This window comes from Bacillus sp. VA13, assembly GCF_055710085.1.
Window position 1 is genome coordinate 995,259 of the sequence record NZ_JBVQPP010000001.1, and the last position, 23,856, is coordinate 1,019,114.

The window sequence follows — 23,856 nt, forward strand, 5'->3', positions numbered from 1 at the left end:
CTCCCATTTTTTTATAGGATATGCTCTAGCTTGCGGAAGTAGTCTTGTCATTTTCGTATAAAAGAAAGATTCTGTTTTTGGGCACAAAAAAAGCCTGCTCCCATTTGGGAACAGACTTCTTTTTTCTTTCTATGCTCTTGAAACGTAAGAACCGTCTGATGTATTGACAACAAGTGTGTCGCCTTCATTCACAAAGAACGGCACGTTTACAACAAGGCCTGTTTCAGTTTTCGCAGGTTTTGTACCGCCTGATGCTGTATCACCTTTAATGCCAGGTTCAGTTTCAACAACTTTCAGCTCAACTGTGTTTGGAAGTTCGATACCGAGCGTTTCATCTTGGTACATCATGATATGCACAGACATGTTTTCAAGCAGGTATTTTAATTCCTCTTCGATTTGAGTCGCACTCAGTTCAAGCTGCTCATAAGAAGAAGTATCCATAAATACGTGCTGATCTCCGTTTGCATATAGGTATTGCATTGTTTTTGTTTCGATTTGCGCTTTCGCTACTTTTTCACCAGCGCGGAATGTTTTTTCCTGAATCGCGCCAGTGCGAAGGTTGCGAAGTTTAGAGCGGACAAACGCCGCACCTTTACCAGGTTTTACGTGCTGGAAGTCAACGACGCGCCAAATGCCGCCATCTACTTCGATTGTTAATCCTGTACGGAAATCGTTAACTGAAATCATGTTTAATGTCCTCCTATATTCCAATCACAAAATAATAAGTTCTTTTGGGGAATGGGTGATTGTCCTGTTGCCGTTTTCTGTAATCACGATGTCATCTTCTATGCGGACACCGCCTGTTTCTGGTATGTAAATGCCCGGCTCCACTGTGACCACCATGCCCGGTTCAAGGATAGCTGAAGATCTGACGGACAATCCCGGCGATTCATGAACTTCCATGCCGAGCCCGTGCCCGGTTGAATGGCCGAAATATTCACCGTAGCCTTTTGCAGCAATGTGATCCCTTGTAAGGGCGTCAGCCTCTTTTCCTGTCATCCCCGGCTTAATATGTGCGACGCCAAGCGCCTGAGCATCAAATACGACCTGATAAATCTCCTTCAATTGATCACTGGGCTGACCTACAGCGACCGTACGGGTAATATCAGAACAATATCCTTTATAATAAGCTCCGAAATCAAGCGTAACAAGGTCTCCACTTTCAATCAGTTTGTCACTGGCCACACCGTGCGGAAGGCTTGACCGAAGGCCCGATGCGACAATCATATCAAAAGAAGAGCTGTCAGCTCCCTGGCTTCTCATATAAAACTCCAGCTCATTGGCAACAGCAATTTCAGAAATGCCGGGTTTCATAAACGTCAAGATATGTCTGAAGGCATTATCTGCAATCTTCGCAGCTTCCTCTAATATCTTAATCTCTTCACTAGACTTAATCAAGCGCAACTTTTCTACGGATTCAGCCACAGGCACTAATTCAGCCTCACTGATAACCGCGCTGTACGAGGCGTATGTGCCGTATGTCATGCTGTTCTGCTCAAAGCCGAGGCGCTTGATGCCGAACGCTTCAACCGTGTCGGCAGTGGTCTGAATCAAGCTGCCTCCATGTTCAATGATCTCAAAGCCCTTTACCTGAACCTTCGCCTGCTCTGTATAGCGAAAATCCGTAATAAACGCTGCCCTGTCACCTGATATAACAGCCAAGCCCGCGGAACCTGTAAATCCGGTCATATAGCGTACATTTGTGCTGCTTGTTATCAGCATTCCGTCAATCCCCAGCTGTCCAAACAGGTTTCTTATTTTCTCTAGCTTCATCATTATTCTCCCCCTTGCTGGCTTAATAAGTAGCGAACAGCAAGCTTGTAGCCTTCAGCTCCAAGACCGACAATCTGCCCTTTCGCAACCGGAGCGATAACCGACTGATGCCTGAATTCCTCCCTGGCGTATAAGTTTGATAAATGCACCTCAACCACAGGAAGACTGATGCTTGAAACAGCATCCCTGATCGCATAGCTGTAATGACTCAGGGCTCCAGGGTTCAGAACAATCCCGCCGTATTGCTCCTCAGCCTCGTGTATCGCATCTATCAAATCACCTTCGTGATTAGACTGGAAGAAAGTAAGCTGGATATGTAAGGCTTCTGCAAATTGAAAAAGATCTGTTTCAATATCGGTCAGTGTCTGGCGGCCGAATACCTCCGGCTCACGCTTCCCCAGCCGATTGACATTCGGCCCGTTCAAAATTAAAAAATGAGGCACATGAATCTCTCCTTTTCGCGAGGGTTTCTCATGTAAAAAATGTTCACTTCTCGTGAACATTTTATCATACTGCAAAAGGATAATACACTATTCTCTATGTGTTCCCAACGCACGTGCCAGCTTTTCCGAATTCAGCTCATTGTATTCAAATGAAATAGAATAACCAACAAACAGCCCGTAAAGCAAATAGATGCAAATGGTCGTAATAACTGTATCTGCTTTCAGTTCGGTCACCGCGCGAACATCAGGAAAAATCGGATTAAAAACAAAAAACACGATCAGCCAAAGCAGCAAGCCGTATAAAACCCCCGGCCACATTGTTTTTAAACGTTTCAATAGAAGATAATAAAGAAACGCTGCGCCAATTGAAAGAATTCCGATCAAAATAATGCTGATTACGGTTCCCAGTCCATGTTTTTTCCACTCCCCTAGCACAAATGGCTGCAAAATCATATTCGGACTGATTTCGGAAAAATGAAATAAATACGCTATATAAGCAATGAAACTCCATAATACGCCTCCGCAAAAACCTGTTGCCGCCACCCTTCCGGCCATCGGAACAGGCGGTCCTTGCTTCTCATTCAATTGTTGATCTTGTTCTGTATCTTTTTCGCTTGTCATCATGGCACCTCCAGTTAAAGTGTGCCCAAAAAATAAAATGTCAATAAAAAAGCTCACACTTTTTGGCAGCAGCGAGTAAAATTTGAAAATAACGGGTATAATGCATGTAGAAAAAGCAAGGCTATGACAATTTTTCAGCCTGTCAATCTAGAGGTTTAGCGCTGTTTCCTGTACAATAGAGTGAAAGGAAATGGTTAGCAATCCTAAAGAAATAGGCAGGTTGATAATATGTCAAAACATAAAATTCCGCCCGCTTACGGCGGGCAGGCAGTTGTGGAAGGCGTTATGTTTGGCGGAAAGCATCATTACGTTACGGCTATTAGAAGAACGGATGGAAGCATTGACTTCTTTAAGCTTCCCCGCAAACACAATCCGAAACTGAACATCGTGAAAAAGATACCGTTTTTACGGGGGATCGCGGCCATTATTGAAGCGAGCGCAAATGGCACAAAGCATTTGAATTTTTCAAGCGAACGTTACGGGCTCGATCCATCTGAAGACGAGACACTTGAGCAGGAAGAAAAAAAAGTCTCCGGGCTGTCTATGTATCTCAGCCTCGCGGTAATCGGCGTCTTATCATTTTTGTTCAGTAAATTCGTATTTACATTGGTTCCTGTTTTCTTAGCTGAACTGACAAGGCCGATTTTTTCATCGGACATCACTCAGATTGCGGTTGAAAGCCTGTTTAAATTGATTTTGCTGCTCGGTTACATTTATTTTTTGTCCATGACGCCGCTCATTAAAAGAGTGTTTCAATATCATGGAGCCGAACATAAAGTCATAAACTGTTATGAACAGAATTTGCCAATTACAGTGGAGAATGTTCAAAACCAGTCCCGGCTTCATTACCGCTGCGGATCAAGCTTTATTTTATTTACGATTATTGTCGGCATGTTTGTCTATTTGCTTGTTCCGACAGATCCGCTTTGGCTGCGTGTTATAGATCGTGTTGCACTGATACCGGTCGTACTCGGCATATCCTTTGAAGTTCTGCAGCTGACAAATAAAGTTCGTGATATTCCCGGACTGAAATTCCTTGGCTACCCGGGCCTCTGGCTTCAGCTGTTAACAACAAAAGAACCTAAGGATGACCAGGTTGAAGTTGCCATCGAAAGCTTTAACGAGCTTCTCAGACTCGAAGAAATGTCTGGACAAAATCAGAAGCCTTCTCACAACGTCATCTAGTATCCGTTGCCCTGCTATTACTTTCGGAGGTGGACAGTTATGAATCATCGTGTACAACCTATTATTGCTGTATTAATTGCGCTGGGAGCGTTCGGTTTCCTCTATATGTTGGTAACCACTCCCGGAGAAATGGCAAAAATGGCGGTAACCGTCATCGTGGCAGGTATCATTATTTATTTTATTGTGAAATATGTAATGAATCGAAATGCGGGCAGCGAAGGAGCAGCATTCAAAAAAGCGGCGAAACAATCACGGCGCCGGATGAAAGAACAAAAAGCAAAGCACCGCGCCGGACATAAGGGACGTGTCAGCCACCTGCGAAGCGTTCCGAGCGCCAGCAAGCCTAAGCCGATGATTCTCAAGAAAAAAAGCCAGACTCAACTGACTGTTATAGAAGGGAAAAAAAATAAAAAGAAAAACAGAGCGCTCTTTTAATAGGTCCACTGTTTTAAGAACTGCTCTGTCCGTCTTTTACCTAGCTCAATCAGGGCTAGTTTTTTTTGTTGTGTTAAATGAAAATCGGTCGCCATTACGTCGTCAACCGGCAGAAAAATGATGTTTTGTTCATAGCGTGACGCAATATGCCTTGCGTCATGTGCATCCTTCATCGTTTCAAACAGGGCGCCAAACAGTTCGAAAGCGTTGCGGATATTTTTTTTCGGACGCTCTCTTTCACGCGGCGCAAGCGTTACACCGATCACTGGGCGCTTTCTTTCCTTTGAAAACAGCCAGATTGGAAAATTGCTTAACACTCCTCCGTCAACTACCGTGGCGGTGCCTTTGTCCGTTTTTAATTTTATCGGTTCAAAGAAATACGGAATGCTGCAGCTCATTCTTACTGCTCTGGCAACAGGAAACATATCGGGATTTAACCCGTAACGGACCAAATCGTCCGGCAAAACAATCATGGTGCCGTTTGTCAGATCAGAAGCGATCAGTCGCAGAGACCCTTTCTGTAAATCACCGAAAACCCTTATGCCTTTCGCTCTTAACAGATCAGCAATCCATTTTTCTATCGTGTCGCCTTTGTATAAGCCGAGACGCCAGTAGATGGACACCCACTGGAGCATCTTTAAGGGGAGAAATGAGTATCGCTGGTCCAGCAATTTCTCTCCGTCCACTTCTTTAATCAAAGCGTGGATTTCCTTACTGGTGTAACCTGACGCAATGAAAGCGGCAATAATTGCGCCAGCGCTTGTACCCGCAACCCTTTTAAAGCGGAAGCCTTTTTCCTCAAGCACTTCATAAGCGCCTGCCAGCGCAATGCCTTTTACTCCTCCGCCGGAAAACACACCGTCAATATACATCTCATTCTCTCCCCCTTCATCCGATCGTTTACTATCATTTTAAGAAAACACGCGAAGAAATAGACCAACGAATGACGCGAGGCGCAGCGCATCAAAAAAGACGGCCTCCTTTGAGACCGCCTTTTTACTGATTATGATGTTCTGATTTCTTTTGGATTGATTTCAGATCTTTTTTACGGGCATCATCTTCTTCAAAGTATTGAACAAGATCCCCGATGCGATCAATGCTGTTCCAGCTTAAATGATGTTCGATTCCTTCAACATCGTTATATATTTTCTCTTCATCAACACCAATGATTCTTAAAAACTGCTCAAGCAATTCATGTCTGTATACTAGCCGTTTGCCTATTTTTTTCCCTTTAGACGTTAACACGAGACCGCGATATTTTTCATAAATTAAATATTCGTCTTTATCTAGTTTTTGAACCATTTTTGTTACAGAGGAGGGATGGACTGCCAATGCTTCCGCGATATCGGAAACCCGTGCATATCCTTTTTCTTCAATCAGCATATAAATCTGTTCAATATAATCTTCCATACTTGGTGTTGTCATCGAAACCCTCCCAAAAAGCACCTTAACTTTATAAACCATTACAAGTTTACACTAATGAACTTGAAAAAACAAGGATGCTCCGCGGGACAAATGCCCTTTTTACCGCTTATAATTCCATTCATCTGAGGCGTATTTTGTTTCTGCCAAGTGATGAACAAAATCAAGCTCTTCCTGAGACAGTTCGTACGGCTCCAAATGAATGTTAAGGCCTGTTTCAAACCCTTCTTTAAAGGCTTTACGGGCCTCATCCATCGTCACCCGCTTATCAGTGAGTTCATTAATGGCAACCGCTTTATTTTTGAAATTGCGCTGCATCCGCTCTCTAACTCTTTCACTCGGATACAAGAACAGATCGAACAGCTTGTCCTCATCCAAATCAAGCAGAATGGAGCCGTGCTGAAGAATCACGCCTTTTTGTCTCGTTTGCGCGCTTCCCGCCACCTTGCGTCCCTCGACCACCAGTTCATACCACGAAGGCGCGTCAAAACAAACGGATGACCGCGGATTTTTTAAGCTTTCTTTTTCTTTTTCGGTTCTCGGGATGGCAAAGTAAGCGTCCAGACCAAGATTTCTAAAGCCTTGGAGTATGCCTTCTGATATGACCCGGTATGCCTCAGTGACAGTCGCCGGCATTTCAGGATGCTCTTCCGAAACAATCACGCTGTATGTCAATTCCTGATCGTGCAGCACACCTCGCCCGCCGGTCGGGCGTCTGACGAAACCGAGATTATACTTATGTACTGCTTCAAAATTGATTTCCTTTTTAATATTTTGAAAATACCCTACAGAAAGAGTCGCCGGATTCCAGCCGTAAAAACGGATAACCGGGGGAATTTTCTTTACGCTGTGCCAATATAAAAGCGCTTCATCAAGCGCCATATTGAATGCAGGACTTGCATTGCCTGAGTCTATAAACCGCCAAGTTTCTTTTTCCATTTTGAGACCTTCCTTACCGTTTTACTAGAATCAGTTTATCAAACTGCCGGGAAAATGAAAATATTTTAGTTCCATTATGGATGACAATCGCGCTGTGCTTTACTATAATAGTATTTGTCGAAAACGGCTCTATGGCCTTGTTTTTATGAAGCAGGGTTTTGATTTTATATGCTAAAGGAGTAGAATCACATTGTCTAATATGATCGTTTTGATTATTTTTGCTGCGTTTATCGTCTATATGATTGCTTCATATGTTTATCAGCAGCGAATTATGAAAACACTTACGGAAGAAGAATTTCGCGCGGGTTACCGAAAAGCGCAACTCATTGACGTTCGTGAACCGAATGAGTTTGAGGGCGGACATATTTTAGGGGCCCGCAACATTCCGCTTTCCCAGCTGAAACAGAGAAAAAATGAAATCCGTCCGGACAAGCCTGTCTATCTATACTGCCAAAACAGTGTCCGCAGTGGACGCGCGGCACAAACCCTGCGCAAAAACGGCTGCACTGAGATTTACAACCTAAAAGGCGGCTTTAAAAAATGGGGCGGAAAGATTAAAGCGAAGAAATAAAGCAAAACAGCTGTCTGTAATAGACAGCTGTTTTTATTTATCTCTCTTCCTTCTCATACCTGAGCACCGGGTGTCTCGCCGCTTTTGTTTCATCCATTCTTTTTACAATCGTCGTATGCGGCGCCTCCTGGACGAGTTCCGGATTCTCCTCCGCTTCCCTTGCGATTTGAATCATAGCGTCGATAAACGCATCCAGTGTTTCCTTTGATTCCGTCTCTGTCGGCTCAATCATGATACATTCTTCAACATTAAGCGGGAAATAAATCGTAGGCGGATGATAGCCAAAATCGAGCAGCCGTTTTGCAATATCTAGCGTACGCACTCCCAGCTTTTTCTGCCGCTTTCCTGACAATACAAATTCATGCTTGCAATGACGGTCAAACGGAAGATCGTAATAAGGCGCGAGCTTTCTCATCATATAGTTCGCGTTTAACACTGCGTTCTCAGTAACAGCCTTTAATCCGTCAGGCCCCATGGAGCGGATATACGTATACGCTCTGACATTGATGCCGAAGTTGCCGTAATACGGCTTCACGCGGCCGATCGAGTCAGGGCGGTCATAATCAAATGTAAAGTGCCCTTCCTTTTTGATTAAAACTGGTTTTGGCAAATAAGGAATCAGATCTTTCTTTACGCCGACAGGGCCTGATCCGGGACCGCCGCCGCCATGAGGGCCAGTGAATGTTTTATGCAGGTTGAGGTGCACCACGTCAAATCCCATGTCTCCCGGTCTCGCTTTGCTTAAAACCGCATTTAAATTAGCGCCGTCATAGTACAGTTTCCCCCCCGCTTGGTGAACAATTTCCGCCATCTCGGTGATCTGTTCCTCAAACAAGCCGAGCGTGTTCGGATTCGTCAGCATAAGAGCAGCAGTTTCTTCATTCACCGCTCTTTTTAAATCCTCCAGATCGACAAGCCCATTTTCATTTGATTTCACCGTAACCGTTTCAAAGCCTGCTACTGTCGCTGAAGCAGGATTCGTCCCGTGAGCGGAATCAGGAACAATGACCTTCGTCCGCTTGAAATCCCCGCGCGCTTCATGATAGGCGCGGATCATCATCAGCCCCGTCCATTCGCCATGCGCCCCGGCAGCGGGCTGAAGCGTAACCTCATCCATTCCCGTTATTTCCTCAAGGTGCTTGCTTAAATCATATAAAAGCTCTAAAGCGCCTTGCACCGTGTCTTCATCCTGAAGAGGATGAATCGCAGCAAAACCGGGAATTCGCGCGATTTTTTCATTTATTTTCGGATTGTATTTCATTGTGCAAGAACCGAGCGGGTAAAAGCCGGAATCCACCCCGTGATTACGTTTGGACAGCGCTGTATAATGGCGCATAATATCCAGCTCGGACACCTCCGGCAGCTCTGCGTCCTCGGCACGAATATAGGTGTCTGACAATAGATCCTCCAATTCGATTTCCGGTACATCAAGTTCCGGCAGACTGTAGCCGATACGGCCTTCTCTGGAAAGCTCAAAAATAAGTGCCTGATCCTGATTACTCATGGCGATCCCCCAATTCCTGAATGAGTGCATCGATTTCTTCTTTTGTTCTCAGCTCCGTTACAGCAATCAGCATATGACAGTCCATCTCAGGATACGTCAGCCCAAGATCATATCCGCCGATGATGCCTTTTGCCAGCAAACGCTGGTTCACAGCTTTCACCGGTTCATCCAATTTGATGACAAATTCATTAAACATCGGTCCGTCAAACATAACGGTAAGGCCAGCTTTTTTTGCTTCTTGCTTTGCATAGTTGGCTTTTAAGAGATTTTGGCGGGCGATTTCTTTTACGCCGTTTTTTCCGAGAGCAGTCATGGCGACAGAAGCTGCCAGCGCATTTAAAGCTTGGTTCGAGCATATATTTGATGTCGCTTTATCTCGTCGGATATGCTGCTCCCTGGCTTGTAAAGTAAGCACAAAGCCTCTTTTTCCGTTTTCGTCTTCCGTTTGTCCGACGAGACGGCCTGGCACTTTTCTCATTAATTTTTTGGTGGCGGCAAAAAAGCCGCAATGCGGGCCGCCGTATGCTGAAGGAATGCCGAAAGGCTGCGCATCACCGACGACGATATCAGACTGAAACTTGCCCGGCGGAGTGAGGAGACCTAACGCAAGCGGGTTGGCTGACACAATAAACATGGATTTTCCTTGATGAGCGATAGGCTCAATATCCTGTAACGGCTCGACCCGGCCAAAAAAATTCGGGTACTGAACGATCACGGCGGCTGTGTCCTCGCAAACGGTTTGGCGCAAAGCATCAAGATCGGTAACGCCATCTGCAGCGGGAACTTCAACGACTTCAATATATTGACCTTTTGCGTACGTTTTCAGCACTTCTCTCGACTCAGGATGAACGGTTTTTGACACAACGATTTTTTTCTTTTTCGTGTGGCCTGAAGCAAGCATTGCCGCTTCCGCCAAGGCAGTTCCGCCATCATACATAGAGGAGTTGGCAATATCCATTCCTGTTAGTTCACAAATCATCGTTTGGAATTCAAAAATAGCCTGAAGCTCCCCCTGTGAAATTTCCGGCTGATAAGGTGTATACGCCGTATAAAACTCAGAGCGGGAAATGACATGATCCACAATGACAGGCTGATAGTGATCATATACACCTGCTCCTAAGAAAGACGCGTGTTGTACCGTATCACGATTTTTAGAGGCCAGCTTTGTCAGTTCTCTTGTTAATTCCGTTTCTGATTTCGCTTTTTTGATTTGATACTCTTTTTTATATCTGACGTTTTCCGGTATATCAGCAAATAATTCATCGATGCCGCTTACGCCGATAGCGGCAAGCATTTCCTGTTTATCCTCTTCTGTTGCGGGCAAATAACGGTGCTTCATGTGTTGACTCCTCTCCCCAAGAAAAAATATTAGCGTTTATAAAATGGTGTTTTGACAACCTTTGCTTTCACTAATTTTTTGCGAATCTCCACCTCTACGACTGTCCCGATTTCACTCGCTTCCGCAGCAATTAGGGCAAGGCCGACGTTTTTTCCTAATGTCGGTGACTGCGTGCCGGTTGTCACCTTTCCGACAGACTTGCCATTATGGAACACTTCATATCCGTGCCGCGGTATCCCTTTTTCGGTCATTTCGAGTCCGACAAGCTTTCGCTTCGCTCCGTTTTCTTTCTGTTCACTCAATACTGACTTGCCAAAAAAGTCAGATTCTTTTTTGTGCTTTACGGCAAAGCCAATACCTGCTTCAATCGGTGTAATATCCCGGGTCAGCTCCTGGCCGTAGAGCGGGAGCTTCGCTTCAAACCGGAGCGTATCACGTGCGCCAAGACCGCATGGAATTAATCCATGTTCCTCACCCGCATCCATGATTTCTTTCCACAAATACATGGCATCATGAGCACGGCAGTAAATTTCAAACCCGTCCTCTCCCGTATAGCCGGTGCGCGAAATGAGTGCTTTGCAGCCGCTGATATCTGCCTCATCAATAAATGTAAACGGCTTTAATGCAGACAGATCTGCAGACGTTAGCGTTTTTAAAATCGTTTCTGTTTTCGGCCCCTGTACAGCCAAGAGCGCGATTTGATCTGACTGATTGTCAATCTGTACATTACCTGTTACATGCTCTTTCATCCACTCCAGATCTTTATCTATATTAGAAGCATTTATGACAAGCAGATAGCGGTTCTCTCCTTTTTGATAGATAAGCAAATCATCGACGGTTCCGCCATCCGAATAGCACATCGCCGTATACAGCGCACGGCCTGACGTTAACGCGGAAATATCATTTGTCATCAGCCTTTGCAAAAAAGGCAGACTGTCTTTTCCGGACACTTCGATTTCTCCCATATGAGATACATCAAACAGCCCGGCCGCAGTTCGGACAGCCTCGTGTTCCTTTTTTATAGAAGAAAATTGAACTGGAAGCTCCCAGCCCCCGAAATCAATCGTTTTCCCTCCATATTCTTTATACAGTTCAAATAACGGCGTTCTTTTCAGCATCGAATTCCTCCCCTTTTTCAACGGCGCGCTGCTAAAAAACATACAAAAAAGGACAGAGAAACACCTCATGTAAAATGAAGGTTCTCTGTCCTGGCACCTGAAAGTTTACTTTGCATTCGCAAAGACGTCCCCTTTGGTGGCTTGCGCATCCGCGCAAACACTCTCCAGAGTTGCGTCGAGCAAGAGTTCTTTTGCCTGAGAGATTCACTCCGCAGTTTGCTCCTTCGGCGCCTGTATCCCGAGGTTCTCGGTCAGGTCTCTCCCCTTGCTGTCATTCGCTCATATTTTCATGCTGTTATGGACATACTATAGCAATATCTTACATCAAATACTTACTCATATCCTACCATCATCACTATATGCTGGGCAACAGCAATTTGGGCAGATTTTTCTTATAGTGTTCATTTTAAGAATCGAAGAATAAGAAAGGCGGTTTCAAAGCAATGAATGCAGAAATGATCTACGATACAAAATGGCCTAAAAAATTCGCTGAAAGACTGAAAAACGATGGCCCGTGGGCGAACTGGGAACTGTACAAGCTCTCTGCAGAAATCCAGAAAACATTAGCTATTCCTGAATTTGAAGGCTTACGGGCCCCTTTATACCTGCCTTCCTTTACACCGCTTCCCCACCAGCTTGAGGTAGCGCAAAAAGTGGTTGAAAAAATGAACGGGAAAGCAATTTTAGCAGATGAGGTGGGTCTCGGGAAAACGGTTGAAGCCGGACTGATTCTAAAAGAATATATGATTCGCGGTTTAGCCAAAAAGATTTTGATCCTTGTGCCCGCTTCCCTTGTGTCTCAGTGGGTCAAAGAGCTTCAGGAAAAATTTTTGATCCCGGCTGTTGAACAAAAGAAAAGCTACGTGTGGGAGCAATGCGATATTGTCGTCTCATCAATCGACACTGCAAAGCGCTCGCCCCACCGTGAAATTGTGCTGTCAATCCCATATGATCTCGTCATTATTGATGAGGCACACAAACTAAAAAATAGCAAAACGAAGAACTATGAATTTGTCCGGAATCTCGTGAAAAAATATTGCCTGCTTCTTACCGCGACGCCAATTCAAAACCGTATCGAAGAAATTTTCAATTTGGTGTCCTTATTAAAACCTGGCCATTTAGGCAGTCAGAATCACTTTCAGGAAGAGTTCGCCAAAAAGAAATCCAGTTTAGAAGCACATGAGCATTTAAAAGATCTTGTGAATAAAGTCATGATCCGCAACAGGCGGCATGACACCGGGCTGAATTGGAAACAGCGACATGTTGAAACAGTGCCAATTGAATTTTCTCCATCAGAGCAGGCGCTTTACGATGAAATTTCCAGCCTGAAAGAAGGCATCAATAAGCCGGCCAGCATGTTCTCAATTATGACCCTGCAAAGAGAATGCTGTTCGAGCAGGGAAGCTGTGTATATGACGCTGAAAAAAATGCTTGATCAAAAAGAGAAACAAGCACCGGCCATTGATGAACATACCATTTCGGTTTTAATAGACCGCATCAATCAAGTGACACAAAACTCTAAAGCGCTTCAAGTGGTTGACCTGATCAAAAAGATAGACGATAAGGTCATCATTTTCACAGAATACCGGGCCACCCAGATTTACCTGCAATGGTTTCTTCAACAAAACGGTATCAGTTCTGTGCCGTTCAGAGGCGGATTTAAACGCGGGAAAAAAGACTGGATGAAGGATCTTTTCCGCGGAAAGGTCCAAGTCCTGATTGCAACTGAAGCAGGCGGCGAAGGGATCAACCTGCAATTTTGCAATCACATGATCAACTATGACCTGCCATGGAATCCGATGCGTCTTGAGCAGAGAATCGGAAGAATTCACAGGCTCGGGCAGGAGCGTGACGTGCACATTTACAACATGGCGACAAAACATACGGTGGAAGAGCATATTTTAAAGCTGCTTTATGAAAAAATTCATTTGTTTGAAAAAGTGGTCGGCAAACTTGATGATATTTTAACGAAAATTCAAGTGAACAATTTTGAAGAGCACCTGCACGATATTTTGTACCATTCAGCAACAGAAGAAGAAATGAAAATAAAAATGGATAACTTAACCTCATTTTTGTCTTATAAAAAACAGCAGCCTGCTGAAAAAAGAGGATCTTAGCCTGTAAGGAGGTTTTATAAGTGAGACAGCAAGAGGTTCACGATTTTCTGCTTCGTTTTTTTCAGGCAAACAGCTGCCAAATCGTCGATCAAGGTTCAGGCTATATGACAGTGCAGCTTACAGTTGAAATGGACAAACAGATCATGAACCGCCCTTTCTACTGGCACTGGCGCGAGAAGACAGGCGGCGATCCGAATCCGATGAAAATCACTTTTATTACAGATAAAGAATCTGCTCCAAAAGACCTAGATGGCGAATTTATTTATTTTGGGGCACCGCGCCTTTTTCAAATGTTTAAAGCTGTTAAACAAAATGGGAGATTTACCAGAATGTATGAGAAAATTGAATCAGCCGGAGCTAAAGTCCCCCTTCAGCCTTGGCTTGGTATAAATGTCACGATTTCATACCAGTCCGACATGAAAAAGGATAAGCTATTGTCACTAGGTCTTCACCTAGTCTCTGGAACCATAATTGAAGATTTTCACAGCAAGCTGACACAGCTGCCACTGGCGTCTCAAATATGTGACTATTGCTTCACCATATCGCCTATGATCAAACCAGAAAGCGGCCTTAAGCGGATGGAAAACTATATTGCCAAATCCGCCATGCAGGAACCGTCAGACTGGGCAGAACAGGCGGTAAGCAGGTGGAAAAATGATATGACATTGCTTGACAAGTTTTATGAGCATATAGAAGAAAAACCAGAAGAGTATCATCTAGAAAAACAGGCGCTGAAAGCCTTGTATCAACCAAAGATATCAGTTGAAATTGAAAATGGCGGATTATTTTATCTGCAAAATAATATTTCATTCTAACTTTTTTTACCATTCGACATCGTTCTCGTTTTTTTTGAAAAAATGCGATTATAATAAAGGTATATTGGAAAAAAATTCTGGCAATTTCAATGGCAAATGACTTCCAGAGACCAATGAAGGCATACAATGAGTCATGGCCGGACTGGCTGAAATACATAAACAAGTATTTTAGGAGGAGAAACTGCATGAAAAATGCAAAACAAGAGCACTTCGAATTAGATCAAGAATGGGTTGAATTAATGATGAAAGCCAAAGAGGCAAATATCAGCCCGGAAGAAATACGAAAATATTTACTTTTAAACAAAAAGTCTGCTCATCCTGGTCCGGCAGCCAGAAGTCATACCGTAAATCCTTTCTGAATGTGCTATAATATCACAAGGAAGGTGATGACATTGATTGGCCAGCGTATTAAACAATACCGTAAAGAAAAAGGCTACTCACTATCAGAACTAGCTGAAAAAGCTGGGGTAGCGAAGTCTTATTTAAGCTCAATAGAACGAAATCTACAAACGAACCCCTCCATTCAATTTCTCGAAAAAGTCTCCGCTGTTCTGGACGTCTCGGTTCATACTTTGCTCGATGAGAAACATGAAACCGAATACGATGGTCAATTAGATAGTGAATGGGAGAAATTGGTTCGCGATGCGATGACATCCGGGGTATCGAAAAAACAATTTCGTGAATTTTTAGATTATCAAAAATGGAGAAAATCCCAAAAAGAGGAGTAGTGCCTGAGCAGAGGCACTAACTCCTCTTTTGTCAATAAACATAGAAACGGCCCAGTATATCGTATACTGGGCCGTCTCTTTTTATTGCTGCTATTAATTCTTATCCTCACTATGCGCTTTTTCATTTTCTTTCACGTAACCGTCTTTATCAGTATGTTCCTTTTTGATTGTCAAACCATTCCATTGTGTCGCTTCAAACGAAAACTGAAGCTGAATGGAGTTGCCTTGGTATTTATTTTGGACCATTAGCCCGTTTTCATCTTTTGTTTTATCGTCTTTGAATTGAATTTCCATTTGAACTTGATCGAAATCAGTCGGTGTTTTTGGAATACCATCATATTCAGGAGCGGTTTTACCGTCAATTGTTGCTACATTGACTTTACCGCTTGCATTTAAGAATTTAGGGTCAATTTGTTTTTTGATTTTTTCAGCGGCCGCTGCATCATTCTTAGCGGACATCAAATACAAGTCCTTGAGATTGGCATCATCTAAAATAATATTTTTCGGATATCCATTGCCGCCCTCTTTTCCAACTGTCAATAAGGTCACTTCAAACTGGCTCAGAAAATCTTCTGCAGATGTATTGCTGCCTCCGTTTGCTTTAAATTCACCGTAATTCAGCGCCATTAATACCTCTTTGATTGCAAGTGAGCCGTTATTTTCAAATTGGAAATCTTTCGTCAATTTGTCTCCCGGCTTTAGATTTGACAGATTAACACTCGCTGAATTTTCTTTAGCAGATAAATCAAGCGTACCTGACGCAAAAGTAGCATCCGTTGATTTAATGTCGTTAAATGCTGCCCATGTTCCTCCGCCAACTAAAGCTAATCCTAGTGCCGCAGAAGCAACTCCTAAACTTAATTTCTTTTTCATACCCATGGCAAACTCCCCTTTTATTGAATGATATTATATCGAAACCTGTTGCCAGGTTTACAACTGATGTTAAGTGGACATGGTGCTGTCCTTTGTATCTGTTTCCAAGGCTTTAGTCTTTCTTTCAATTTCTCTAATGGCACTGCTGATCGTCACAAAAGCGTACACCAGCAACATCACGCCGGGAACAATCAGTAAAACAGCAGTTCCGATCGGCTGACTGGCAAAATGAAGCATATAGCCGGCATATGGAAGCTGAAAACCTGTATATTGCGCGCGGACATTTTCGTCCGATACAAGCGCTGAATCAGCTGCTGCGTTATTGTCCCCTTTTGTTTTAAATAACAAATGGTCTCCTTGCTTCGTTTTGTCAACAATCCTGTGGGTGACCGCCGTATTTGCATCCTGCATAAATGTAATGACGTCCCCCTTTTGGAGCTCCTTCACATCAGTGATTTCTTTGACCAATATTAATGAACCTGTGTTGAACTCCGGCTCCATTGAACCTGAAAGAACTGATTTCAGCGTGTATCCAAACACTGCCGGCTCTCCCCCGGATGAACGTGTTGAAATCACGACAAGTGTCAGCACAATAATGAGAGTAAAGATGATCACGTAGAGAATATTACTCATCAGCTTCATTGCTTTTTTCATCCTCTTCCCCGCTTTCCTTTTGAACTGATTGAGTTTCTTTTTCTTCTGTTACAGTTTCTTGAGATGTATCTTCTTTATTTGATTTTTCTTGTATATCCTTTTGTGATGTTTCATTCTCCTTTTTGACGGCCGGCTTCGTTTCTTTTTTAGGCACTGTCGGTTTTTCATCGCACTTTGCAAGCGTCATAGGCTCCGACCACTCAAAAGTACTGCCGTCTGCCGGGTACCCGGCCGGTTTATATACTTTAAATGCATAAATGCCGGGTTTCATTTTTTTCTTCGTCTCAATTTTATAAAGTGAATCGCCGATTTGTTTGGAAACGAACCCTTTTTCGATCACGTTCCCATCCTTTAACGGTTTGCGGGCATTTTCCAGCTTATGAAGCTCCCACTTCCACTTTGATTTCCTAAGTCCCTCGCCTGTATTTTCGAGCTCAGCAAACAGAGAAATAGGTGAGCATACAGTGCCTTTCGTATCCGTTTGATTAGACAAGTGCAAATCACTTTGATCCCAGCGTTTATCATAATCGCAGTTTTTATCTGTATGCTGAAAGTCTGTACACGTTTGAAGCGGGACATCAAATGTTTCAATATCATGAAAAGCAGCGCTTGTATCACCGGAAAATTGTAAGCATATCGCGGCAGTCAGACTGAAAATGACTGAAATCTGAAAAATAAGCAAAACTTTCAGTTTCGTCTTCGTCTTTTGCTGATTGCGAAACAATCGAAACATATCTTACCTCCTGTAAAACACTGTCACTTGATATAACAATCGTTCTCTTTAAAGAACCGTACAAATAGAGTATAATCAACGTTTAATCGATTGAAAAACACCAAAATCGTTCATTTTGTTCGTTTAAGAGAATGTTTTCATCATATTACAAAGTCTTGCTCAGTATTGCTCACCTTTTTGTTTTTTTGAAATTTTTGGGATTATTATGTGAAAAATTAAATGCATAGCCAATTATGATTTGGTAATAATAAACAACGAAAGGGTGACAGCATGATGATCAAACAATGTGTGATTTGTCTTTCTCTTCTCGTTTTCGGCACCGTTGCCGCTCACGCAGAAGAAGCACCGCTTGTGACCGCCCGCCACATGTCCAAATGGGAAGAGCTTGCAGTAAAAGAAGCAAAAAAAAGGTACCCGCTCGCACAGGTACTGTTCAAACAAAAAGTATGGGACCGCAAAAGAAAAGATGAAGCAGTGAAGCAATACCATTTAACCCTGAGGGAAGGATCAAAGGAATTCGGCGTATTTGTGACGATTTCATTTGATCCCTATAGCCAAAAGGTTAATAAAATTGCCATATTAGAAGAATATCAATAAGGTCCTCCATTTTTGAAGGACCTTATTCGTTATATTTGCGGTTATTTTTTCCGCTTCAGCCATAGCCTGAAACCATAGGGTAAAATACCGAACCAATGCTGGGAAGCGGGCGTTTTTGTTTCTTTCCGCACCTCTTTTCGTTCTTTTCGCTCATCTCTCGGAGTATCTATATATTTGACAAATTGCTGAGTCATATATTTGACATAATCATTCGTTTTCACGTGATCACCTCATCATTCAATTATTATGAAGTGTTGGCTCACATGACTTTTTTTATACCCTTTTCTTTGCCCTATTCTGTCCAGCTCAGCAGTTTTTTCTGTTTTTGATCAAACACGATCTGTGCAGTTCTTTCTGTTCCCGACTCCGTCAACGCTTTTAGGTTGATTTCTTTTTGCTCTTTTATCGATGTATCGTAAATGTAATAAGAAACCTGCCCATATGGAAACTGCTGTGAATCCTTTTGGCCTTTCCGCTGCTCAAGAACATGCCGAATTGACAGAAGCGCGCCATTCTGAAGCAAATTCTCTCCTGTGTAAAACTCTTTTGTTTCCTTTTCAAACATGCAGCGTGAAATATATTGCGCAGCAGTAAAGTTCACGATCAGCAGCACAAGCGCGGACACAAAAAGAACAGCGGGATAAATAAACCCTTTCGTGCTGTCCATTTACCCTCCTCCTAAATACGGATAAACCGGAAAAGCAGTTTGATACACTTTTTGGTTCTCACTCTCAATTTCCAGCAAAACAACACCATTTTCAATATCGGCACTCATGGCTGCAATATCATCTAGAATCGGAACATGCCCTTTGCCATCTACCCTTTTTCTTATCATTGACTGATAGGTTTCAAAACGTATGTCTTGCCCAGAAGAATTGGTACAGATCAACACGCTCCCATGTTCGGCTGTCTTGACTGCGTGTGACTGCTTGCACTCGTTCATCATCTGTTCCATCGAAATCAGCCATTCTTGCTGTGTGAAACCGTCATGTTCCTGCTGCCGTGACAAAAACAGATGGAAGATCATAGCTAACGATCCCGATATGAGCAAAAAGACGGAAAACGAAAATAATACGTTAAGAAGCGTATAGCCAGTCTGTCCGCAGAATGCTGAGGCAAAATGGTTTTTCTTTATAAGCTGCTGCTGAGATGCATACGTTTTGATATTCCCCCTCCTCCTCCCACTTTAGCGTATAGTTATTATTGTCCATTGTACCCGTTTTCTCCTCAGTTCCTTCACCAGTCATCATATATTTGCTAATGCTTTCATTCATCATTTGGTAGCCGATTTCTCGAGATTCCGCCATATTTTCATCAGCTATCAGCTTGTCCCATAAAGGAACGACTGTCAGCAGCAGAAACAGCCACAGGCTTAGCGCAGACATTGTTTCTATTGTAGAAAAACCTTTATTTTCTCTCCACATTGACTCTTCCGCTCCCTAAATAAACTGTTATGTCATAAGCAACATGTCCTTTTACTCGTATTTTTCCCCCTGCATTCGGGCGCCCTTTCTCATTAAATTCCAAACGGTCTTTTAATGTCTTCGGTTCTATAGAAAGTCCCGTCGCATACGGCCGTTCAATTACCGTATCCCCCATAACTAATTGATATTCTTTTCTCTGAAAGAGAATTTTTGTTCTTTGATGACTGGAAATTGCAGTCTGCTGTGCAAGCATAATATCGTTTTTCAGCTGCCATGCCGCCTGACGGACAGCTGTGTTGTCATAAGCAGGAGGAAGCGTGGTAAACACGGCGATCAAGAGGATAGAGGCGAGGCTTAACACAAGCAAGCTTTCTAAAAGGGTAAATCCCTCCTCCTCGTTTAATTTAATGTTCAACCTTAACTTCTCCGCCAGTGATAATAATGTGCTTCCCATTTGGACAAACTGCATCCTTTTTCACATAACCCTCTGATTGTAAATCAGCAAGACTCGGTGTCTGTCCTTCATGGTCAAGCTCAAATGCAGTCATTTGTGCCTTAATCATGTTTTGAAGGCCTTCACAGCCCTTTTTCTGAATGGTTTGATTATGTTTCGTGACGTTCGGTATCGTAATTAAAAGCAAGATCGAAATAATAAAGAGCACAATTAGCATTTCAACAAGTGTAAATCCTTTCTCATTCATCAGCCTCTTCCTTTCACATTTGATTCATCATCTGATACATAGGCAAAAGCATAGATAAATACACAATTAAGATCATCGCTGCAACAAATCCATAAATCATAGGCTGAAGGATGCCTGTCCATTTTTGCGCCTTGTGTTCCAGCCGCTGCAATATGAACTGACTGTATGTGAAAAGCTCCCGATCAAGACGGCCGCTCAGCTGTCCGTGAGATATGACTTTTGAAAAATCAGTTTCATAAAAAGGGCTTTCACAAATAGCGGTTTCAATTGATTCACCAGCTTTTAGCCGTTCAATCACTTGTTCAGCCTCGCAGCGGTAAAAAGGGAGAAACGTTTGATGTTTAAATGCGTTAAGGCTGTCATATATTGAGAGACCTGATTGTAAAAGGCTGCTTAGCTGCAAAGAAAAAAAGTAGCTGTTAAACAGCCTGACAAGGTTTCCAACTAAAGGAATTCTGACACAAATAAGCATTTGCCGGGCAGGTGATTTTTTCTTAAACACAAGCCAATAATAAAGCCCGATACCTCCTGCAAATAGAGCCAACAATATGATTACAAGATCAATATGCTGAAAAAAAGCAAAAAGCATATCAGTTGAACGTGTGGTTTCCATATTCATCGATTGATAAATACCGGAAAACTGAGGAATGATGATGGCCTGTAACATATAAAACATGACAGCGACTGTGAAGATGAGGAAAAGCGGATATCGCAGCACCCTTTTCAGCTGGTCTGCCTGTGCAATTTTGCGTTCCAGCAGCTCTCCGCTCTGAATCATGGAGGCAGGCAGTTCACCATGTGTTTCAGCAAAATAACAGATACCTACGGCTTCCTTATGAAATGACAAACCCTTTAATACTTGATAAAACGGAGCCCCTTCCCTCAAACGAGTGATCGCATCAGTCAAGTCAGCCGCCTGCCTCTTATTCATCTGAAGTTCCATCAGCCGTATTCCATCCAGAAGCGTATATCCGCCCTCCGTCATTTCACCGAGCCGCTTCAATAACTGGGCTTGATCCTTTAACGGCCAGGTTTTTCTAATCTGTTTCATGATAAACCCACCGGTCATAGTTGTTTGTCGTCAAATAGCCGAGTGCAATTCCTTTTCTGATAATTTGACGTAGCGTTTGATATTGGTAATTTGCATGATTTCCTTTTGCCTCCTGAATACATTGCTGAAGATTTTTTCCGTAAAGGAGCTCATAAACGCTTGCTCTCCTGGTGTTTCGTGACTGGCGGCAATATACTGATGAACATCCGTTTTCACAAAACGGGCAAGCCAAATCAACCAAGCGCTGAGCCGCTATTGCAATGACAGTCTGTTCGATTTCATTCATATTGATGCCGAATTCAAGCAGCCTGTAAATCGCGCCCTTCGCATCTCTCGTATGAAGGCTCGTCAGCACCAAATGCCCTGTCATCGCTGCCCGTACCGCGATTTTAGCTGTTTCCGCATCTCTGATCTCACCTAAGATAATCATATCCGGGTCATGGCGCAAAATAGCCTTCAGCCCTGCGGAATAAGTCACACCGGCTTTTTCATTCACCTGCACCTGAAGAACATCCTCATCCCTTGTTTCAACAGGGTCCTCCAGTGTGACAATATTTCGATTAAAGTGTTTTTTTGCATATTGAACAAGAGAGTATAATGTGGTGGTCTTCCCTGAACCAGTCGGCCCGGTAAAAATGAGCATGCCGTGGGAATGTTTTAAAAATGAGAGTAAAGTGGCTCCTGTCTTCGGAAATAATGACAGCTTATCAATCGAAGGGATATTGTATTGAGGCATTACTCTGATCACGAGGCTTTCTTCATTAATTGTGGGGAGCGTTGACATTCTTAAATGAACATTTCCCTCCTCTAGCTTTAATGTAAGCGAACCATTTTGCGGCTTCCGCCTTTCCCCTATGTCCATCGCTGAGAGAAATTTAAAATGTGAAATCAGTCTTACGCACTCTTCTTTTTTCATGTGCCTTTTTTTCAGCAAGGCATGATCAACCCGAAAATGAATGATGGCGTCCCGCTCCCTCGGTACAATGTGAATGTCAGAAGCCTTTGTTATATATGCCTCTTCAATCAAGGTTCTGCTTATCTTTTCTATTGAATCCAATTTGATTCCCTCTCCTTTCAATGCGTATTGTAGAAAAAGAAGGACCTGTAATCAAACCGTGGAAAGGTGATTTCCGGAGATGTTATATGCAGAAAAATCAATTCCTGCTGACAGAAAAGATTGTTTCAGCTGAATGTACCTCATTGAATTCATTATTTTCTCAATAAAAAAGCAGGCATGATGATCATCATGCCTGCTTCACTCCATCTTTCATTATGCTGATTTAGAAATTTCACTTAATGCTTCTCCGGCTTTTTGATCAGTATCCTTCTCAACGGATAGATCGCCTAATGCCACAATACCGGCAATTCGTTCGTTTTCAAGAATCGGTAAACGGCGGATTTGGTGCTCTGCCATAAGCTGCCCCGCTTCTTCAGCGGACATATCGAGATGGCCGGAAACGATGTCGGCGCTCATGATGTCACTTGCTTTTGCATCCATCTGATTTTCAGCTAAGCATCTCGTCACAATATCCCGATCAGAAACAATCCCCTGAAGTGTGCCATTTTCACAGATTGGAATAGAACCGACATTGGAGTCTCTCATCTTTTTCGCTAGTTCCGTGATTGAAGCGGTTGGTTCACAGCATTCTACATTCTTTGTCATGATGTCTCTTATTTTCATTTCCATTCCTCCTTTACCGTGTTCTATTTATTCTTTATCCGCTGCACAAAAAATGAAACCTCCTACAGTGTCCGCCTTTTCCGGGTTTTCTTTTTCTTCTTCCGCTCCTGCAGCATATCTCCCGTCCAGCCTTTCTTCTTCAAATATAGGTAGATCAGAACCGTCGAAGTGAGAATCAATAAGAGAGAAAAGAGATATCCGTATTTCCAATTCAGCTCAGGCATCACTGAAAAGTTCATCCCCCAGAGGGCACCGAGTGCTGTAACCGGCGTAAAAAGCGTCGTGAAAATGGTCAGCGCTTTGAATATTTCATTTCCCCTGTGAGAGGTAATGACTTCCTCTGAATGCAACAGACTATTAAGCTCCCCTTCAAATTCGCTAATGTATGTAAACCCCCTGTCAATTTTGAGTTGTATCCGCTGATAAACCTTTTTACCTTCATTTTGGGGCAAAAAGGTTTCTTTCAATGCCATTTCAATTTTTTTAGTGCTTAGGATTAAGTTTTTCCAGACCATCAGCTCATGGTGCAGGAGATGGACACGGTTTAAAATGCTTTTGCTATTATCGTCTTTGATTTGCCATCTGAGCTTTCTCAGCTTTACTTCAAATTCATCTAAACCGATTAGATACACATTCATTAACTCGCCGAGAAGGATCAAAAATCCCTCCATGGTACTATCCGCTCTTTCCATTTGCTGGACAACTTGTTTTCCCTTAATCCCCTTCAAAATCGAAAAATCAAAGTTAATTGTGAAAAAATATTGCCTGGTTATATAAAAGTGAAAAACGGTATGGTCTTTTTCCTCACCCAGCCCCTGATCATATACAATCGAGCCAAATACCGCTTCATTTTCTGTTTCAGTCGTGTCTACGCGCAAAAAATTAATATGATGGTTATTTTCAAACCACTTCTCACATTGAGGCCAGTGAGAAAAGTGGATCAGATCTCTTGCTTTATTTCTTTCCTGAGGCCCCATTTGGTACCAAAACCAATCCTTTCCCGTATGTGCCTTCATGTCAAGCTCCTCCAAACTTTTGTTCTTTTATTCTTTAATTGCCCAAGAAAGGCATTGCTAAACCAGTCAACCGCTTCAACGCATGTTTTGTGAGCAATTTCCGGTGGTATGGAATG

General features: G+C 43.0%; 31 protein-coding genes and 1 riboswitch. Of the genes, 8 read left to right on the forward strand and 23 right to left on the reverse strand.

Annotated elements, in window-relative coordinates:
- Positions 1–129: 129 nt before the first annotated feature.
- From efp to AC0C66_RS05070, 4 genes are all read right to left on the reverse strand, one after another.
- Complete coding sequence (gene efp / locus AC0C66_RS05055) at positions 130–687, reverse strand: elongation factor P (RefSeq protein WP_003226377.1); 558 nt, start codon at positions 685–687, stop codon at positions 130–132.
- A 24-nt stretch (positions 688–711) separates the two neighbouring features.
- Positions 712–1,773 carry an aminopeptidase PapA gene (gene papA / locus AC0C66_RS05060; protein ID WP_088679414.1) on the reverse strand — a complete coding sequence of 354 codons (1,062 nt, stop codon included), beginning with the start codon at positions 1,771–1,773 and terminating at the stop codon, positions 712–714.
- A gap of 2 nt (positions 1,774–1,775) precedes the next feature.
- On the reverse strand, positions 1,776–2,216 hold the full coding sequence (aroQ, locus tag AC0C66_RS05065; protein ID WP_014114377.1) for a type II 3-dehydroquinate dehydratase: 441 nt from the start codon (positions 2,214–2,216) through the stop codon (positions 1,776–1,778).
- 87 nt (positions 2,217–2,303) lie between these two features.
- Positions 2,304–2,840: a YqhR family membrane protein gene (locus AC0C66_RS05070; RefSeq protein ID WP_014114378.1), complete on the reverse strand. Its 537-nt coding sequence runs from the start codon at positions 2,838–2,840 to the stop codon at positions 2,304–2,306.
- A 225-nt stretch (positions 2,841–3,065) separates the two neighbouring features.
- Between AC0C66_RS05070 and AC0C66_RS05075 the strand changes: the two genes are divergently transcribed.
- Both AC0C66_RS05075 and AC0C66_RS05080 read left to right on the forward strand, forming a co-directional pair.
- Positions 3,066–4,022 (forward strand): DUF1385 domain-containing protein, encoded by a 957-nt coding sequence (locus AC0C66_RS05075; RefSeq protein WP_014114379.1) that lies wholly within the window; start codon positions 3,066–3,068, stop codon positions 4,020–4,022.
- Between the two features lie 39 nt (positions 4,023–4,061).
- Positions 4,062–4,457 carry an SA1362 family protein gene (locus tag AC0C66_RS05080; RefSeq protein ID WP_014114380.1) on the forward strand — a complete coding sequence of 132 codons (396 nt, stop codon included), beginning with the start codon at positions 4,062–4,064 and terminating at the stop codon, positions 4,455–4,457.
- Here AC0C66_RS05080 and AC0C66_RS05085 read toward each other — a convergent pair.
- The 3 genes from AC0C66_RS05085 to lipM form a co-directional block, all read right to left on the reverse strand.
- Entirely contained in the window at positions 4,454–5,329 is an 876-nt protein-coding gene (locus AC0C66_RS05085) for a patatin-like phospholipase family protein (protein ID WP_014114381.1), read from the reverse strand. The genes AC0C66_RS05080 and AC0C66_RS05085 overlap by 4 nt on opposite strands.
- Before the next feature lie 124 nt (positions 5,330–5,453).
- Positions 5,454–5,882 carry a transcriptional regulator MntR gene (gene mntR / locus AC0C66_RS05090; RefSeq protein ID WP_014114382.1) on the reverse strand — a complete coding sequence of 143 codons (429 nt, stop codon included), beginning with the start codon at positions 5,880–5,882 and terminating at the stop codon, positions 5,454–5,456.
- 99 nt (positions 5,883–5,981) lie between these two features.
- The gene (gene lipM / locus AC0C66_RS05095) at positions 5,982–6,818 is read right to left on the reverse strand and encodes an octanoyltransferase LipM (RefSeq protein ID WP_088679274.1); all 837 of its coding nucleotides are present in this window, start codon (positions 6,816–6,818) and stop codon (positions 5,982–5,984) included.
- Positions 6,819–7,008: 190 nt separating this feature from the next.
- On the opposite strand from lipM, the gene AC0C66_RS05100 reads away from it, so the two are divergent.
- Entirely contained in the window at positions 7,009–7,389 is a 381-nt protein-coding gene (locus tag AC0C66_RS05100; protein WP_014664580.1) for a rhodanese-like domain-containing protein, read from the forward strand.
- 37 nt (positions 7,390–7,426) lie between these two features.
- Here AC0C66_RS05100 and gcvPB read toward each other — a convergent pair whose 3' ends face one another.
- The 3 genes from gcvPB to gcvT are packed head-to-tail and all read right to left on the reverse strand — an operon-like array spanning position 7,427 to position 11,350.
- On the reverse strand, positions 7,427–8,893 hold the full coding sequence (gene gcvPB, locus AC0C66_RS05105; RefSeq protein WP_061186883.1) for an aminomethyl-transferring glycine dehydrogenase subunit GcvPB: 1,467 nt from the start codon (positions 8,891–8,893) through the stop codon (positions 7,427–7,429).
- Positions 8,886–10,232: an aminomethyl-transferring glycine dehydrogenase subunit GcvPA gene (gcvPA, locus tag AC0C66_RS05110; RefSeq protein WP_472973503.1), complete on the reverse strand. Its 1,347-nt coding sequence runs from the start codon at positions 10,230–10,232 to the stop codon at positions 8,886–8,888. The genes gcvPB and gcvPA overlap by 8 nt, the downstream gene beginning before the upstream one ends.
- A 29-nt stretch (positions 10,233–10,261) precedes the next feature.
- Positions 10,262–11,350 carry a glycine cleavage system aminomethyltransferase GcvT gene (gene gcvT / locus AC0C66_RS05115; RefSeq protein ID WP_472973504.1) on the reverse strand — a complete coding sequence of 363 codons (1,089 nt, stop codon included), beginning with the start codon at positions 11,348–11,350 and terminating at the stop codon, positions 10,262–10,264.
- A 173-nt stretch (positions 11,351–11,523) separates the two neighbouring features.
- A riboswitch (glycine riboswitch) is annotated at positions 11,524–11,625 on the reverse strand.
- A gap of 168 nt (positions 11,626–11,793) precedes the next feature.
- On the opposite strand from gcvT, the gene AC0C66_RS05120 reads away from it, so the two are divergent.
- From AC0C66_RS05120 to sinR, 4 genes are all read left to right on the forward strand, one after another.
- A complete protein-coding gene (locus tag AC0C66_RS05120; protein ID WP_472973505.1) occupies positions 11,794–13,467 on the forward strand; it encodes a DEAD/DEAH box helicase in 1,674 nt (557 codons plus the stop codon).
- Between the two features lie 20 nt (positions 13,468–13,487).
- Positions 13,488–14,282: a YqhG family protein gene (locus AC0C66_RS05125; protein WP_072183697.1), complete on the forward strand. Its 795-nt coding sequence runs from the start codon at positions 13,488–13,490 to the stop codon at positions 14,280–14,282.
- A 185-nt stretch (positions 14,283–14,467) separates the two neighbouring features.
- Positions 14,468–14,641, forward strand: a complete 174-nt coding sequence (sinI, locus tag AC0C66_RS05130; RefSeq protein ID WP_003226347.1) for an anti-repressor SinI — start codon at positions 14,468–14,470, stop codon at positions 14,639–14,641.
- Between the two features lie 33 nt (positions 14,642–14,674).
- Complete coding sequence (sinR, locus tag AC0C66_RS05135; RefSeq protein WP_003226345.1) at positions 14,675–15,010, forward strand: transcriptional regulator SinR; 336 nt, start codon at positions 14,675–14,677, stop codon at positions 15,008–15,010.
- Between the two features lie 93 nt (positions 15,011–15,103).
- Here sinR and tasA read toward each other — a convergent pair whose 3' ends face one another.
- The 3 genes from tasA to tapA form a co-directional block, all read right to left on the reverse strand.
- The gene (gene tasA, locus AC0C66_RS05140; protein WP_014114390.1) at positions 15,104–15,889 is read right to left on the reverse strand and encodes a biofilm matrix protein TasA; all 786 of its coding nucleotides are present in this window, start codon (positions 15,887–15,889) and stop codon (positions 15,104–15,106) included.
- 63 nt (positions 15,890–15,952) lie between these two features.
- Positions 15,953–16,525, reverse strand: coding sequence for a signal peptidase I SipW (sipW, locus tag AC0C66_RS05145; protein ID WP_014114391.1), 573 nt, complete (start codon positions 16,523–16,525; stop codon positions 15,953–15,955).
- Positions 16,509–17,270, reverse strand: a complete 762-nt coding sequence (gene tapA, locus AC0C66_RS05150; RefSeq protein WP_090558099.1) for an amyloid fiber anchoring/assembly protein TapA — start codon at positions 17,268–17,270, stop codon at positions 16,509–16,511. The genes sipW and tapA overlap by 17 nt, the downstream gene beginning before the upstream one ends.
- A gap of 270 nt (positions 17,271–17,540) precedes the next feature.
- Between tapA and AC0C66_RS05155 the strand changes: the two genes are divergently transcribed.
- Complete coding sequence (locus AC0C66_RS05155; protein ID WP_014114393.1) at positions 17,541–17,867, forward strand: YqzG/YhdC family protein; 327 nt, start codon at positions 17,541–17,543, stop codon at positions 17,865–17,867.
- A gap of 41 nt (positions 17,868–17,908) precedes the next feature.
- Here the strand turns inward: AC0C66_RS05155 and AC0C66_RS05160 are convergent, their stop codons facing one another.
- The 10 genes from AC0C66_RS05160 to AC0C66_RS05205 all read right to left on the reverse strand — a co-directional run bounded on the left by AC0C66_RS05160 (position 17,909) and on the right by AC0C66_RS05205 (position 23,740).
- Positions 17,909–18,088, reverse strand: coding sequence for a YqzE family protein (locus AC0C66_RS05160; protein WP_003226330.1), 180 nt, complete (start codon positions 18,086–18,088; stop codon positions 17,909–17,911).
- 71 nt (positions 18,089–18,159) lie between these two features.
- Positions 18,160–18,534 carry a competence type IV pilus minor pilin ComGG gene (gene comGG, locus AC0C66_RS05165; RefSeq protein ID WP_072183695.1) on the reverse strand — a complete coding sequence of 125 codons (375 nt, stop codon included), beginning with the start codon at positions 18,532–18,534 and terminating at the stop codon, positions 18,160–18,162.
- Complete coding sequence (comGF, locus tag AC0C66_RS05170; protein ID WP_072183694.1) at positions 18,535–18,918, reverse strand: competence type IV pilus minor pilin ComGF; 384 nt, start codon at positions 18,916–18,918, stop codon at positions 18,535–18,537.
- Between the two features lie 25 nt (positions 18,919–18,943).
- Entirely contained in the window at positions 18,944–19,291 is a 348-nt protein-coding gene (comGE, locus tag AC0C66_RS05175) for a competence type IV pilus minor pilin ComGE (protein ID WP_072183693.1), read from the reverse strand.
- A complete protein-coding gene (gene comGD, locus AC0C66_RS05180) occupies positions 19,275–19,706 on the reverse strand; it encodes a competence type IV pilus minor pilin ComGD (RefSeq protein ID WP_087986880.1) in 432 nt (143 codons plus the stop codon). Before comGD ends, comGE begins: the two co-directional genes overlap by 17 nt.
- On the reverse strand, positions 19,696–19,992 hold the full coding sequence (gene comGC / locus AC0C66_RS05185; protein ID WP_014114400.1) for a comG operon protein ComGC: 297 nt from the start codon (positions 19,990–19,992) through the stop codon (positions 19,696–19,698). Before comGC ends, comGD begins: the two co-directional genes overlap by 11 nt.
- A 13-nt stretch (positions 19,993–20,005) precedes the next feature.
- Complete coding sequence (gene comGB, locus AC0C66_RS05190; protein ID WP_014114401.1) at positions 20,006–21,043, reverse strand: competence type IV pilus assembly protein ComGB; 1,038 nt, start codon at positions 21,041–21,043, stop codon at positions 20,006–20,008.
- Positions 21,030–22,100, reverse strand: a complete 1,071-nt coding sequence (gene comGA / locus AC0C66_RS05195) for a competence protein ComGA (protein ID WP_072183690.1) — start codon at positions 22,098–22,100, stop codon at positions 21,030–21,032. The genes comGB and comGA overlap by 14 nt, the downstream gene beginning before the upstream one ends.
- 213 nt (positions 22,101–22,313) lie before the next feature.
- Positions 22,314–22,724, reverse strand: a complete 411-nt coding sequence (locus tag AC0C66_RS05200) for a CBS domain-containing protein (protein WP_014114403.1) — start codon at positions 22,722–22,724, stop codon at positions 22,314–22,316.
- 62 nt (positions 22,725–22,786) lie between these two features.
- Entirely contained in the window at positions 22,787–23,740 is a 954-nt protein-coding gene (locus AC0C66_RS05205) for a magnesium transporter CorA family protein (RefSeq protein ID WP_014114404.1), read from the reverse strand.
- Between the last annotated feature and the right edge of the window lie 116 nt (positions 23,741–23,856).

Coding starts and splice junctions, on each gene's coding strand:
- efp (WP_003226377.1), bottom strand. CDS start 687: ATGATTTCAGTTAACGATTTCCGTACAGGATTAACAATCGAAGTAGAT.
- papA (WP_088679414.1), bottom strand. CDS start 1,773: ATGAAGCTAGAGAAAATAAGAAACCTGTTTGGACAGCTGGGGATTGAC.
- AC0C66_RS05070 (WP_014114378.1), bottom strand. CDS start 2,840: ATGATGACAAGCGAAAAAGATACAGAACAAGATCAACAATTGAATGAG.
- AC0C66_RS05075 (WP_014114379.1), top strand. CDS start 3,066: ATGTCAAAACATAAAATTCCGCCCGCTTACGGCGGGCAGGCAGTTGTG.
- AC0C66_RS05080 (WP_014114380.1), top strand. CDS start 4,062: ATGAATCATCGTGTACAACCTATTATTGCTGTATTAATTGCGCTGGGA.
- AC0C66_RS05085 (WP_014114381.1), bottom strand. CDS start 5,329: ATGTATATTGACGGTGTGTTTTCCGGCGGAGGAGTAAAAGGCATTGCG.
- mntR (WP_014114382.1), bottom strand. CDS start 5,882: ATGACAACACCAAGTATGGAAGATTATATTGAACAGATTTATATGCTG.
- lipM (WP_088679274.1), bottom strand. CDS start 6,818: ATGGAAAAAGAAACTTGGCGGTTTATAGACTCAGGCAATGCAAGTCCT.
- gcvPB (WP_061186883.1), bottom strand. CDS start 8,893: ATGAGTAATCAGGATCAGGCACTTATTTTTGAGCTTTCCAGAGAAGGC.
- gcvPA (WP_472973503.1), bottom strand. CDS start 10,232: ATGAAGCACCGTTATTTGCCCGCAACAGAAGAGGATAAACAGGAAATG.
- gcvT (WP_472973504.1), bottom strand. CDS start 11,350: ATGCTGAAAAGAACGCCGTTATTTGAACTGTATAAAGAATATGGAGGG.
- AC0C66_RS05120 (WP_472973505.1), top strand. CDS start 11,794: ATGAATGCAGAAATGATCTACGATACAAAATGGCCTAAAAAATTCGCT.
- sinI (WP_003226347.1), top strand. CDS start 14,468: ATGAAAAATGCAAAACAAGAGCACTTCGAATTAGATCAAGAATGGGTT.
- tasA (WP_014114390.1), bottom strand. CDS start 15,889: ATGGGTATGAAAAAGAAATTAAGTTTAGGAGTTGCTTCTGCGGCACTA.
- sipW (WP_014114391.1), bottom strand. CDS start 16,525: ATGAAGCTGATGAGTAATATTCTCTACGTGATCATCTTTACTCTCATT.
- tapA (WP_090558099.1), bottom strand. CDS start 17,270: ATGTTTCGATTGTTTCGCAATCAGCAAAAGACGAAGACGAAACTGAAA.
- AC0C66_RS05155 (WP_014114393.1), top strand. CDS start 17,541: ATGATGATCAAACAATGTGTGATTTGTCTTTCTCTTCTCGTTTTCGGC.
- comGG (WP_072183695.1), bottom strand. CDS start 18,534: ATGGACAGCACGAAAGGGTTTATTTATCCCGCTGTTCTTTTTGTGTCC.
- comGE (WP_072183693.1), bottom strand. CDS start 19,291: ATGTGGAGAGAAAATAAAGGTTTTTCTACAATAGAAACAATGTCTGCG.
- comGC (WP_014114400.1), bottom strand. CDS start 19,992: ATGAATGAGAAAGGATTTACACTTGTTGAAATGCTAATTGTGCTCTTT.
- comGB (WP_014114401.1), bottom strand. CDS start 21,043: ATGAAACAGATTAGAAAAACCTGGCCGTTAAAGGATCAAGCCCAGTTA.
- AC0C66_RS05200 (WP_014114403.1), bottom strand. CDS start 22,724: ATGAAAATAAGAGACATCATGACAAAGAATGTAGAATGCTGTGAACCA.
- AC0C66_RS05205 (WP_014114404.1), bottom strand. CDS start 23,740: ATGAAGGCACATACGGGAAAGGATTGGTTTTGGTACCAAATGGGGCCT.